This window comes from Legionella pneumophila subsp. pneumophila str. Philadelphia 1, from assembly GCF_000008485.1.
In the GTDB taxonomy this organism is placed as follows: domain Bacteria; phylum Pseudomonadota; class Gammaproteobacteria; order Legionellales; family Legionellaceae; genus Legionella; species Legionella pneumophila.
In genome coordinates this window covers 579,840-593,211 of record NC_002942.5, presented here as the reverse complement: position 1 = coordinate 593,211, position 13,372 = coordinate 579,840, and the positions used below count along the sequence as shown (strand labels likewise).

The following is a 13,372-nucleotide window of genomic DNA, read 5'->3' as shown; positions in this document are numbered from 1 at the left end:
GAGTCGTTATGCTACTACCCTGGCTTTATTTAATTATCGCGGGGCTCTTGGAAATCTGTTGGGCTGTCGGTTTAAAATATACCGATGGTTTTTCGAAATGGCAGCCAAGCCTGTTTACAGCCACCACACTGATTATTAGTATGTTTTTATTAGCCAAGGCTGCCCAAACATTACCTATCGGCACTGCCTATGCGGTATGGGTAGGGATAGGTTCACTGGGGACTGCAATCATGGGAATACTGCTGTTTCAGGAACATCTATCTGTCTTCCGATTGCTATACCTTGTATTAATGCTGATATCTATCTTTGGTTTAAAATACACGGCTTGATTTGAATCGTTCCAGTATTCCTCAACTTGTTGTATGATGGCCCTCTCATAATCCCATGCGCTCTAACGATGAAAATAAGTCGATTAAAAACTTTTTGGATAATTACCCGCCTATTTTATTACACAGGTGTTGCTTGCACTCGCTCCATATTTAAGTATCTTTTTAGCACCCCTACGAGGCCATGGGTTGATAAAGTCATCCACCATTGGGTTGATCAACTCTTAAATGCTGTGAAAGTAGAATATAAAGTAATCAATCCACATAATGTCCAGCCTCAGCCTGGCAAGGCAACGATCCTTATGTGCAATCATTCCAGTGCTTATGATATTCCTTTAGGCTTCAAAGCATTCCCTAATAACTCTATTCGCATGCTTGCCAAACGAGAACTCTCCAAAATTCCACTTTTAGGGAAGGGAATGGCTGCAGCAGAATTCCCTTTTATTGACAGAAAAAACAGATTTCAAGCCATAAAGGATTTGGAATTTGCCCAGCAACTGATGGAGAGTGGCATTATTCTATGGATTGCACCAGAAGGAACTCGCTCAAAAGATGGCAAACTAGCCCCATTTAAAAAAGGTGGTTTTATCACTGCTATTCAAGCCAAGGCTACTATAATTCCCATAGGAATTCGCGGAGCTTTTGATATTCTCCCTGCCCGCACCTTTAATATACATTTGAATCAAAAAGCAGAAATTCATATTGGCGAGCCTATTGATGCAGCTCAATATTCAATTGAAAATAAAGAGGAATTAATCGAAAAAACCCATCAATCAATAAAAAAGCTGGTTGGGGAGAATTGAAAAAACTCACATCCCGGTTTGCTGAAAAAGATGACTAAAAATACCTACAATAACTAATAAAAAAAAGACCACGTTATACAAAAAATAAAATTGATTCCTACAATAGAATAAACAATCCAGGCTACCCGTCTTTTAATATCGGTACTAACTGTTTTGAAATTTCCTAAAACTTCACCTAGACTTTAAAAAGAAAATCAATATGACCGTGCCATGAGCATTAATAAAATAGAAGAAGACAGGGATATCTCTTCTGATCTGGAAATGAAAGCCAAAATGTACTTGGTACACCGAATGGATAAAGCCGGGCCATTAACAGTTAAAGATGTTCGCATCCTGATAAACAAGTTAAGTAAAGATTTGCAGAAAAATCAATTAACATTAATTGATTGTCAACTAATAATAAATCTTGTTGAATCTCGCTTTACTTTGGTCAAACAAGCAACAAGATATCTACAGTTTTTTCTAAATAAACTTGATGGCAAATCAATTAACCCAATCTTAATCCCACTTTCAAATAAACCCTTTTGGCAAAATGAACCACATCCATTCGATCATTATCGATCTACCGATCAACTACCTGAAAAAGTAGATATCGTAATCATAGGAGCAGGTCTAACTGGCGCTTCTACCGCATATCATCTGATCGATGCAGTCAAGAAAAGACACCTTACTGTTGTATTGTTAGATAAGGGAAATCCAGCCACTGAAGCCAGTGGTCGCAATGGAGGTAATTTTGAATTATTACCTGAAAACTCTGTGGGAATCTATAGTGGTTTAGTCTCAGAGCGGTTTCGTTTTTTAAAACGATGCTACCCCCATGTTCATCCGTCAATATTACAAATTGAAAGCGAATACCATGCCTCACTGGTTTTTCAATTTGCTTTAAAAAATCGCAATCGCTTTAAGGAAATTGCCAGAAAAGAACGTATTTATTGTGATCTGGCAGCAAAAGGGTGGCTCTACATTGCTCATACTGAAGAGGAAGAACAAGCAATTTGTGATGAAGTCACTCTGGCTGCCCAACATGGCGAGCGCATCTACATTTGGTCTCGAAAAAAAATTAGAGAACAATTCGGCATCAACTCCAAGTTCATAGGTCGATTTATTCCAGATGACGGCACCTACAATCCCTTTAAATATACGTGCTGTCTGATTAAGGCGGCAATCAAAAGTGGTATCAAGCTCTATACGTTTGTGAAAGTTCAACAAATTAAGAGCATAGATACAGAATACCATCAATTGAAAACCAATATGGGTTTGCTTAAGGCTAGGCAAGTGATTGTTGCAACAAACGCATTTACTAGCGAGTTGCTCCCGGAATTGAGAGCGATTAAGCCTCACCAAAGTCAAATTGCAATTACCGATTCAACACCAGATTACTGTAAGGGTCGATTAATAACTAGTGAAGATGGACCGCTCTATCTCAATCAACCCAGAGTCAGATCAAAGAATGGGTTGGTGCCATTGCTTATTGGTGCCGGTGACGACCGACCAATGAAAAACCCTTATTATCGTAAGCGTTCAAAAAAAGTTCATGATCTTATTGTGCAGCAAAGAGATAAGTATTTCCCGAACCTTAAAGGGAGACCATTTTCAACCGAATGGGTTGGCGCCTTAGCTTTTACACCTGATCAATTACCCGCTATTGGTTACCTGTCTCCAGGAATAATTATTGTGATGTGCTGTAATGGATATGGAGGAAGCTATACCACAGCAGCAGGACTTGCCGCAGCTGAAATTGCATTAACTGGAAAAAATCCCCCATGGTTACCCGCAGACGTATTTTCTCCTAAACGCCTCCTGTCAGACAAGCCACTATTTTGGGAAGATAGTGACAGTTTATGGCGGATTGGAAAAACACTTTGTACAACACTTAATAATCTCAATCAACTTCTGGCTGAGTCCCTTTCATATCAGTCCATGTATCAACCTTATTCTACAATTTCTTTATTACCGCATGGGCACCAAGAGAAGAATTGCAATCTTGACCCACTAAGAGTAATGCATCAATTAGCAATCTTTAGAACTTTTGCCTATCAGGAATTAGAAATGTTAATTCGCTATACCTCGCCTGTTTGCTTAAGTAAGGGAGAAATTCTTTTTAAACAAGGTGATGCGGGACATTCTTGTTTTATTCTGATTCAAGGAAAAATCAATCTTTATTATGAGCATGCTGAAGGCTTTACTTCAATGGTTGCAGAACTGGAGGCCGGGTCAGTATTTGGTCAAATGGCATTATTTCTTGAGAATAAACGTATGGCCACTTGCCAAGCTACAGAAAACTGTTCCATGTTAGAAATCATGGTAGAACCATGTAAATCGCTTTTTATTCAGCAACAGGCTCTTGGAATTAAATTACTCCGCCTCTTAAACCAGGGAGTCATCGATGCGTTACACAAACTCAATAAGCGATTGAAATACACTTAACAAAAATCATAAAACAAATATTGATTTTGATTGCTTTATTCAGCACTAACAATTTACGCGCCAAGTGTAGTTGGCCAATTCATTTTAAAAATGTATTCTAGTAATTAACCCCATACCCATATGCCATATTAGATATCGCAGCAGCTAAACCAATATGTCTTGGATCAGAAGCAGCCGTTAAGACATTACTTTCTTTGTCCCATGTAATGGCTTGCATATCTCCATAATATTGTTTCAATGGCATTAAATGGTATCCCATAGCTTGTAAACCCTGTTGAATTGAACTTGGGAAAGTATCAGGCTCAAATTGCAAAACATCTGGTAAATATTGATGATGAAATCGCATGGCTGAAACCATACTGATAGCTCCATACCCATCATAAAATAATAGTGAGGCAAGTAAAACCATAGTAGGAATACGGCTTCCCCCAGGAGTCCCCAGGATAGCTACACGCCCTGGCATCTCCAGGAAGGTTGGAGCCATGCTGGATAGCGGCCTTTTTCTTGGTTCAATGGCATTGCGCTCACTTCCCACTAAACCAAAGACATTTTGCTCACCCACTTTAGTAGAAAAATCGTCCATTTCATCATTTAATAATACCCCTGTTCCCTTCGCAACTACACTGGAGCCAAAAATGTAATTAATTGTCATTGTTGCAGCAACACGATTTCCTTCCGTATCAATAATCGAAATATGTGAGGTATTTGAGTGTTTTCCCGTTGGAACTGAGCCTTGCAAGACTTTACTATCAATCGCTTTATTTGGTGAAATCAAGCGGCTTAATTGTTTCGCATTATCTGAGGAAATCAATTTATCAAGTGGAACCTTAATAAAATCAGGATCACCCAGAAATTGATCTCTTTGCCAATAAGCCAATCTCATCGATTCAACGACGTAATGAACCCATTTTAATTTGGGAAATGAAGACAAAGGAAATTTGGATAATATATTGAGCATGGTTACCAATGCCACTCCACCGGCCGAAGGCAGAGGAGCTGTGATAATTAACATATTATGATAAGCACTAATTAAAGGTGGCCTCACTTTAATTTTATATTGAGCCAGATCATCAAGAGACCAAGTTCCACCTGCCGCATTGACACCTTGAACTAGCAAAGAAGCCGTTTCTCCTGAATAAAATCCAGCATTTCCGTACTTGGCTATCAACCTGAGTGTTTTTGCCAAATCTTTTTGAACAAGTTTTTCTCCAATTTCAAAAGGCTGACCATTCTTTAAAAAAATAGCGGCGGTATCGGGATATTTCTTCAAGTTTTCCAATCTATCATCCAGAGTGGAGAAATAACGAAATTGAGGATCTACAGGAAAACCCTCTTCCGCAAGCTTAATAGCCGGAGCTAATGTCTTGCTAAGCGGAAGACGTCCATAGTTCTTGGCTATATAAACCAGGGCAGCTGGCTGTCCAGGTATGGCCGCAGATAAACCACCATTTAGAGAAAGGCCGGGGATCACTTGGCCGTCAGGAGCCAAATACATATCCTTACTTGCGGCCAGAGGAGCTACCTCCCTGCCATCAATAAAGAGGTTTAAATGTTCCTTTTCCTGATGAAGTAGCCAAAAACCTCCTCCTCCAAGTCCCGAATGATATGGCTCAACTACTGCCAAGGCAGCAGCTACCGCAACTGCAGCATCAAAAGCATTTCCTCCTGCTGCCAAAATCTCTAAACCGGCATGAGTTGCCAAGGGGTGGGCACTTGCTACAGCATATCCAGGCGGGTGTTGCGGAAATGTTTTTGCATTAACCTGATAAATATTACAAATAAAAAAAAATAAACAACTCAGCCATTTATAATGATCTTTCATTTTGTCTCTTTTTTAATTCTCTAACTACATTGGGTGGAACAAATTGAGAAATATCACCATTTAAGGCTGCAATTTCACGAACTAAAGTGGATGAGATATACATTAAATGCTCTGCGGGGGTTAAAAATAATGTCTCTACCTTTTTAGATAGTTTTCTGTTCATTCCAGCCAGTTGAAATTCATATTCAAAATCAGAAACAGCTCTCAATCCACGTAAAATAATGCCTGCGTTTTGTTCTAATACAAAATCAATTAGCAAATTATCAAAACCCACAACTCTCACGCCAGTTAAATGTCCAACGGACTCTTCCAGTAAACTAATTCTGCTTTCCCAAGATAAATAAGGCCGCTTGTTTTTATTACTCGCTACAGCAACTATCAATTCAGGAAAAATAGTGCTGGCCCGAGTAATAATATCAATATGGCCATTGGTTACAGGGTCAAATGTTCCAGGGTAGATTGCTTTTTGTTTCATCTCGTTAATTACCATTTGCATATAGAAGCAGTCTAGCGTATTGTAAATTGAAAAACTATAAAAAAATGGAATTGAGGTAAGCAATGAATGCGATAAAACGTTTGACAATCATTTTAATTTGCTTTTTAACAGCATGCGCTCCCCCAAGACCCTCTGAAGAGCCGCCTGCAAACCGTGAAATTCCTCTTGAAGAACGTAAAGCCGAAACAGCCACTGTTTCCTCATGGGAAATTAAAGGGGCTCTGGCTGCAAAAACCAAAGCGAAAGGATGGTCTGCTACTATGAATTGGGTCCAACAAGGGGCCAACTCATACCAAATTCGTTTAATGGGGCCATTAGGTGGTGGAGCCGTTCTAATCAGCAAAAAGGGGAATACTATTACATTTCAAGATGGCGCCAAAATAACTACTTCGACCAATGCCGATGAGTTATTACTAAAACAAACTGGCATTCGACTTCCAGTAAATAATTTGTATTACTGGGTAAGAGGTTTACCCGCACCAGGTGGAATCCAATCAGAAAAACATGACCAATTCAATCACCTGATACAATTAAAGCAAAATGGCTATACCATTGATTTTACTAAGTATACTTCGGTCAAGGGAATAGATTTACCAAGTATGATTCGCCTTGAAGGAAATGGCGTCATGGTAAAGGTAGTGATAAAGAATTGGGTTGTATAATTTAATTCTTGTAATTTATTTGCTTTCTGAAGTTGACATCGATAAAAAAGCACTGCAAAATACGCAGCACATTGCAGGGATGAATACTATTTATAAACTCATGGATGATTGAAGAATCTACAATTATAGGGGTGTCGCCAAGCGGTAAGGCACAGGGTTTTGATCCCTGCATACCTAGGTTCGAATCCTAGCACCCCTGCCATTTTCTTGTTGATTCAACCTAGAATATGAAGTTGAATCTAGGTACAAGTAAACAGACGGCAGAAGATAACCTGGAAGGATGCGTACTTCGTATCGCTCAAATAATAATAATATCTTTTTGGCTGTCTTCTGCTATGTGTTTAAGTTATGTGATTAACCTAAATCTAAGGCTTTTGACACATGTCCACGATGATGATTTTTACAGGGAATGCTAACCCTGAATTAGCACTAAAAATTTCCTCACATTTGCAAATACCTATTGGCAAAGCCACCGTTGGTACCTTCAGCGATGGAGAGACTATGGTTGAAATTTTAGAAAATGTCCGAGGTAAAGATGTTTTTGTCCTCCAATCAACTTGTGCGCCTGCAAATAATAATTTAATGGAATTGCTGATTATGGCGGATGCCCTGAGAAGATCATCTGCTGGTCGTATTACAGCTGTAGTTCCTTATTTTGGCTACGCACGCCAAGATAGGCGAGTGCGCTCCGCCCGTGTTCCTATCACAGCTAAAGTGGTAGCAGACATGATGGCTTCAGTTGGAATTTGTCGGGTCCTTACTGTTGATTTGCACGCGGATCAAATACAGGGTTTCTTTTATATGCCGGTTGATAACGTATACTCAACTCCGGTATTGCTGGAAGATATAACCAAACAAAAATTAAACAATATCATGATCGTATCGCCAGATGTCGGTGGGGTTGTACGTGCCAGAGCAGTTGCTAAAAGACTGAATGACGCTGAGCTGTCGATTATTGATAAACGCCGTAGTGGGCCAAATAAATCAGAAGTAATGCACATTATTGGTGAGCCCGCCAATAAAAACTGTATTATTGTAGACGACATAGTAGATACTGCTGGAACACTTTGTACGGCTGCTCATGAATTAAAGAAAAACGGAGCAAAAAGCGTCAGAGCCTACATTACACATCCTGTGTTGTCAGGCCCCGCAGTTAACAATATTAAACATTCAGGTCTTGATGAGGTGGTAGTAACTGATACCATTCCTTTATCAGCCGAAGCACAAAACTGTGAAAAAATCAGAGTGGTCAGTCTTGCTGATATGTTAGCTCAAGCAATCAAACGAGTAAATGTTGAGGAGTCAGTAAGCTCCATGTTTGCTGAATAAAATGAAATATTCTTTGATAATAAAAAGGGAGCTAAGGCTCCCTTTTTATTATCAATCTTTCTTAATCCCTTGTACCAACGTATTTATCATCAAAATAACGTCTTAATTTAGTTCTTAAAGTTCCACGACTAATTCCCAGCATGATTGCAGCGCGGGACTGATTATACTTGCAATGTTCCATTACTGCACGAAATAGAGGGGTCTCAATTTCTTCAAGTACAAACTGGTATAAGTCAACAGGATCAGTTCCCTTAAGCTCTGAAAAATATTTTTGTACGGATTGAGTCACGCTTTCGGCTAGTGAAGCAGTGGTATCTCCTGCATCATTACTGATTGTTGTCATTATTATTAGCTCCTCCTTTTAAAAGCGGTATATTACCGAATTGAGCAATACGAGACAAGGGCAGAACAGAAAAAACTGCATTAAAATTCAATATATACTGTTTGCTCTTGAATCATTGCCACGTTTCTCACCATAGTGGATTGAAAAGAGGATAAGCCGCGCTCAACAGCTTATCCTATATCTAACGAACTACTGAAATTTCATCATAGATGGATCAAATGGTTTCCCATTAACTGTGAATTTTCCTTCACTCAAACTCATCTCAATGACATAGTCTTTGCCATCGACAGTGATTAAACCAGATTGCTCCAACTCATTAATTTGCTTATCTACTTGCATTGCAGCGATTTGCTCAGGAGTAGGTTCTGCTTGGTTTGATTGACCTTGACTGTTTTGCAGCTGTTGAATTAACGCTTGTTGCATTTCTGGCTGTTTTGCCATTTGTTGCATAATCGATTGCTGCATCAGTTGCTTCACTACCTCGATTGGCATTTTTAACTTGGCATTACCTTGAGTTTTTTGAATCAATTCAAAGGGATTAGAACTATCTCCTTTGGGTAAAGTAATTAACAAATTACCATCAATCATGCCTTGTGGAAGTTTGAGACTTAATTTGGAAATTTCAAACTCTGCACCTTTACTAAATAACTTTGGCAATTCTGGCAGCATTGCCATCAATGCTTGTTGACGCTCTTGATCTGTGCCCCTTTGCATCGCATTAGCTTGCTCATTGATTTTAGCCAATACTTCAGCATCAAGGTTTCTTAAGGACATCTCCACTTCACCTGGACCGTAATTTTGCCCATTGGCGAATAGTGATTTTAAAGCAGCACTAAAATGCGTGCTGAAGAGATTATCGTCTATATCGCTGCTTGAGCTTAATGTCAATTCACTAATTTCAAACATCTTTTGATCTTTAACAACTACAGCAAGTGATGGCAATGAAAAACTGGCTTGACCCAGGTATAACCCTGTAGTCGTTTTATGTAAGTCATACTCGCTGTTTACCTTACCCAAAGAGAGCTTGGTATCATCTTTAGAAAACTCTGCGCCATCAAATTCAATTTCCCCTTCCACTTTATCCAAATTGGAAGACATTGATGTAGTACTGTCCATACCCATCCAATTAAATTTACCATTTCCATCTTTAGCAGTTAATTTGAAAGAAGGAATGGACAACTCAACTGTACTTTTATTCAAATAATTTACAAAAATGCTTAAATCCAGCTGAGGCTTTTCTGAATCTTGAGAAAAAAGCTCATTGAATTGCTGATTATATTTTTCTGGAAATGGAAATACGGTTTGTGCAAAGCCCATTCCAAAACGTAACTGCTTATTCGCGTATATAATGGGGCCATGATAAATCTTAATCGGCATTTCCATTTGATAATCTTGAGCAGGAGTAGTTTGCAATTTTCCGTCATCGTCTTTTACTACTCGCTCAGGTACGTGTAAACGCCATTTAACTAATGCATCAGAGCAAAACCAACCTCTCTTATATTGCTGAATGTCAGCGAAAAGCCCATTGGATTGATTAATTACCTCGACAGTTTTTTTAACCGTTCTTTCGGTTAGAATTCCCATGCCATAATATCCACCTAGGATTAAAACAGCCAGGATAATTACTAATCCTGTAAGTTTTTTCATTATTATCTCCATGTTATTAATTTGCAAATAGCATTACTCGAGCGCAGCAAAGTGCTGCGAAAAGTATAACAGCAAATAACCTAAAAGTGCGACAGTCTAATGCAAGAAGATTAAAACTTAATGAAAAATATTTTCATTAAATTTCATAAATTTGATGTATTTACAGCAAAAATCAAACAATGGTGGCATATTTATCATGCAATGCTCAATGTTTGATTTTTGCTATCTCTTAATGCCTTATGGGTTTGCAATAAGTCTCTTTAACAGTAAACGCAAGGATTAAGGCCACCAAGGAACATAAGGGGAGTAATTTTAGACCGGCTTGGAAATCCGATAATAATAACGTTTCAACATTATAGGCTCTGGGCCCAGACACCATGTCTATGATACGTCCTACTAAAGGCTGGAATAAGGCCCCGACAAAAATTGAAGTCATATTGGTAAATGCGATAGATGTACCAACAACACTCCTGTCATGTATTTCTGTAGAAACAGCGTATGAAATCGCAACCCCAGTGTTTGTAAGACCAAAAACAAAAAATAGTATGTAAGCCGTTGTTTGACTCATTTCAGGAATAAAAACAAATAAACTGCTCAAGATCACACCACATACTGCGGAAATAATCATCAATGGCTTACGACGTCCCATTTTATCAGAAATCCAACCTGATAATGGGCCACTAATTCCCCAGCCTATAAAGATCAATCCTGTTGCAAATGCAGCTGCGTGCGCCCCTAAACCACGGCCGAACTGTAAATATGCCGGACCTATTGCCTCTCCAATTACAGCGGTGGGGCCAAATAAAAATCCAGCATACATCGCATTAAGCCAAGTTTGTTTATTTGATAAAATGATCTTTAAGCTATCCAAAATACTGATTCGATTAACAGAACGAATTTCATTGCGATGCTCACCGGGTTTATCTTGCACAAATTGATACAATAATCCTGATAAGGCAATAAATAAGAAGGCGATAATCAGCATGCTATGGCGCCAGCCAACATTACTCACTAAAAATGAAACAGGGGCCTCCCCTGCGGCAGCACCAAGCATTCCCAACGCTTGAGTTAATCCAGATAATAATCCAAGCATAGTTGGGGGGAACCATGAAGTGGCAAGGCGAAGTGAGCAAATGAATGCAAAAGCAGCACTGAAACCAATCAACATTCTTCCAATTGATGCAGTCAGCAGACCATCCGCAAGGCCAAATACACAGCAACCAAAAGCAGTAACTAATGACATAATAGTCAATAACCATCGTATGCTTAATCGATCAACTGTCAATCCTACAGGAATTTGCATTAAGATATATGGAACATAGAATGATGCAGTTAATATGCCGAAGCCAGCCTCATTAATGCCAAAGTCCATTTGTAGATATCGGTGCATTACACCAGGCGCTACTCTAGCTAAATAATCAGAAAAATAAAAAGCAGCTGCCAACCCCCAAACTAACCACGCAAAACCCAGGTAATTTTTACGTTTATAAATTTCCACTTTAGATATTCCCATTTTGGTATAACCACCACATGCTGTATTTATTTAAAAAATGATCAATAAATTAACAATGATAACTTATCATTATACTGCTGTTGTAACTTATTTCAACATATAGTTTATTTTTACCTTTGCCTCATTAGTAATGTATTGAGGATTTAGGATATAATCCTAATTTTTAATGACTCATCGTCATCCAGCAAAACAAAAATCCTCTGGATTGAGTTGAATGATTAAAAGACCAGGACCTACGAAAAAAGCCAAGGTCGAGGAAAAAAATGTTTTAAATGAGAGAATTTAGACAAACTAAATGACTGAATTAAAAACATTTTTTAACCAAGAGATTGGAGTTTTCGGATATCCAGTGGATGAACTCAAAACAAAAATGAATAATCCCCGAGGGTTCACCAAGAAGTTTTAAAGAGAGTAAGGCAAAATCATATTTTGATTATATAGTGAAACATTCGAGTCGTTCCGCCTGTGCGGATGACAAAAATAGATTCAAATTTATAAAGTACCAGGGCTCATAATTGACCGAAATTGGTATGCCCTTGTCCTGTTAAAATTGAATCCTCATATATTTTCATGAATGGAAGTTGGTTACTCTGAACAAGTTTAAAAGGCAAATTTTCAAGATACTATACAGACATGAGATCTACCCCTGATGAACAAACTAAATATAGCCATTAAAGAAGCTTTTGAATCTTCCGGAAGCTCAAAAGAAGCGAATAAAGTTTACCTTGAATTTATCAAGGCAAATTTTATAATTCCTATTGAATCCAATTCTGATGATAGTGAACCCAGAGTATTATTTTTGGAAGAAAATAACCATGTTTTTTTGCCGGTATTCACTGATATGAAATACCTCGATGCTTGGGCAAGTGAAATTAGCCAACATATCAAATTACTTAAATTATCAGGGGTTGACCTGCTGAAAGGTTTAGGTGAGAAAGTTACAGTTTGCCTTGATATTGGCAGTGAGCTTTATAAAGAATTCAATCCATCTGAAATTGAACGAATGAGGTCGATGGTTTTAAAATTATTTAAAAACTGAACTCAATACAAGAAACACTCCCATTCAATTGAAGAGGCATTACATTATACTCTTCAATTGAACGCGATGATCATGCTACGAGCTCAAGTAATTGGTAGCCTACTATTGCGGAAGCGGCTATCGCACCACCAATTTCAAAGACTAAAGATAGGAAGCTGTTTTTATGATGATATTGCTGATCATTTGCAGCTGTGGTTTTATCTAAAAGAATATCTTCCTCGATATTGTTCAAATCAAATAATGGTTTTTCTCCATATATACCAGCCCACCATCCTTCGAGCCATTGTTCTGCTTCTTGAGAACCTTCGCGGAAAGGATTATCTTCTTCTGGAACTTCTGCCAATGCACATTCATACCCAAAAATATAACATTCTTCATAGCTTGGGTGTTCAATGTTAAATCGTAATCTAAGATGTGATAATAATGATGTTGTATCGTTCATGATGATAGCCTCTTTTATGTATCCTGAATATATTTCCGCTTTTCAACTCATTTACTCCTAAGTCTATAATTATTAACGCAATTGGTGCAGAACCGCTTTTTAGTGCATGTAACTCCCACACTTAAATCAATTTTACGACTTTAATTTGCCCCCTGCCTTCGAAGATCAAATATTTACATTATCTTGACAAAAATCTTTTTACTTTTGGTTCTTTAACACGATACTTCATTAACTTATTGATTTTATTAATAGAGAAGCAAGTATTAGGCCAATTTTTTTATCTTATTTTTTCATGGACTTTTATGCTTAATAAATGTCTATATTGCTTAAAATAACAACCGTCAAGAACGATAAATTATCCCGCTCTAACCCATCTATCCCCAACAGAATATTGATATAACGGACACATTATTCTAAGGTCAAAGCTCAACATGTTTTTAACAAAGAGATTGGAATTTTTCGCGAGTCCTGGTTTATAAATCTGGGAAAATTTGCGAATCCCATGTGCTTATTCAAAAGAATT

The 13,372-nt window shown here is 38.1% G+C and carries 12 protein-coding genes and 1 tRNA gene; 7 read left to right on the top strand and 6 right to left on the bottom strand.

The annotated features are described in order from the left end of the window. The first annotated feature begins 8 nt into the window (after window positions 1-8). From LPG_RS02740 to LPG_RS02730, 3 genes are all read left to right on the top strand, one after another. Complete coding sequence (locus tag LPG_RS02740) at window positions 9-329, top strand: DMT family transporter (protein WP_010946298.1); 321 nt, start codon at window positions 9-11, stop codon at window positions 327-329. A 68-nt stretch (window positions 330-397) separates the two neighbouring features. After that, window positions 398-1,129: a lysophospholipid acyltransferase family protein gene (locus tag LPG_RS02735; protein WP_015444791.1), complete on the top strand. Its 732-nt coding sequence runs from the start codon at window positions 398-400 to the stop codon at window positions 1,127-1,129. Window positions 1,130-1,339: 210 nt separating this feature from the next. Further along, complete coding sequence (locus LPG_RS02730) at window positions 1,340-3,556, top strand: FAD-dependent oxidoreductase (RefSeq protein WP_010946296.1); 2,217 nt, start codon at window positions 1,340-1,342, stop codon at window positions 3,554-3,556. A 97-nt stretch (window positions 3,557-3,653) separates the two neighbouring features. Here the strand turns inward: LPG_RS02730 and ggt are convergent, their stop codons facing one another. Beyond that, window positions 3,654-5,378 carry a gamma-glutamyltransferase gene (ggt, locus tag LPG_RS02725; protein WP_010946295.1) on the bottom strand — a complete coding sequence of 575 codons (1,725 nt, stop codon included), beginning with the start codon at window positions 5,376-5,378 and terminating at the stop codon, window positions 3,654-3,656. After that, window positions 5,362-5,874 carry a pantetheine-phosphate adenylyltransferase gene (gene coaD, locus LPG_RS02720; RefSeq protein WP_011214781.1) on the bottom strand — a complete coding sequence of 171 codons (513 nt, stop codon included), beginning with the start codon at window positions 5,872-5,874 and terminating at the stop codon, window positions 5,362-5,364. The genes ggt and coaD overlap by 17 nt, the downstream gene beginning before the upstream one ends. A 62-nt stretch (window positions 5,875-5,936) precedes the next feature. Here coaD and lolB point away from each other — a divergent pair, with 62 nt between their 5' ends. From lolB to LPG_RS02705, 3 genes are all read left to right on the top strand, one after another. Continuing rightward, complete coding sequence (gene lolB / locus LPG_RS02715; RefSeq protein WP_010946293.1) at window positions 5,937-6,536, top strand: lipoprotein insertase outer membrane protein LolB; 600 nt, start codon at window positions 5,937-5,939, stop codon at window positions 6,534-6,536. A 127-nt stretch (window positions 6,537-6,663) separates the two neighbouring features. Continuing rightward, window positions 6,664-6,738: transfer RNA gene (locus tag LPG_RS02710), tRNA-Gln, on the top strand. 179 nt (window positions 6,739-6,917) lie between these two features. After that, entirely contained in the window at window positions 6,918-7,865 is a 948-nt protein-coding gene (locus LPG_RS02705) for a ribose-phosphate pyrophosphokinase (protein ID WP_010946290.1), read from the top strand. Between the two features lie 61 nt (window positions 7,866-7,926). Here the strand turns inward: LPG_RS02705 and LPG_RS02700 are convergent, their stop codons facing one another. The 3 genes from LPG_RS02700 to LPG_RS02690 form a co-directional block, all read right to left on the bottom strand. Continuing rightward, window positions 7,927-8,208: a helix-turn-helix domain-containing protein gene (locus tag LPG_RS02700; protein WP_010946289.1), complete on the bottom strand. Its 282-nt coding sequence runs from the start codon at window positions 8,206-8,208 to the stop codon at window positions 7,927-7,929. Window positions 8,209-8,397: 189 nt separating this feature from the next. Continuing rightward, window positions 8,398-9,855, bottom strand: a complete 1,458-nt coding sequence (locus LPG_RS02695; protein WP_015444793.1) for a YdgA family protein — start codon at window positions 9,853-9,855, stop codon at window positions 8,398-8,400. Between the two features lie 229 nt (window positions 9,856-10,084). After that, a complete protein-coding gene (locus LPG_RS02690; protein WP_010946287.1) occupies window positions 10,085-11,368 on the bottom strand; it encodes an MFS transporter in 1,284 nt (427 codons plus the stop codon). A gap of 649 nt (window positions 11,369-12,017) precedes the next feature. Here LPG_RS02690 and LPG_RS02685 point away from each other — a divergent pair. Continuing rightward, on the top strand, window positions 12,018-12,407 hold the full coding sequence (locus tag LPG_RS02685) for an SseB family protein (RefSeq protein WP_010946286.1): 390 nt from the start codon (window positions 12,018-12,020) through the stop codon (window positions 12,405-12,407). Between the two features lie 70 nt (window positions 12,408-12,477). Here the strand turns inward: LPG_RS02685 and LPG_RS02680 are convergent, their stop codons facing one another. Then, window positions 12,478-12,849 carry a transmission trait enhancer LetE gene (locus LPG_RS02680; RefSeq protein ID WP_010946284.1) on the bottom strand — a complete coding sequence of 124 codons (372 nt, stop codon included), beginning with the start codon at window positions 12,847-12,849 and terminating at the stop codon, window positions 12,478-12,480. Window positions 12,850-13,372: the final 523 nt, after the last annotated feature.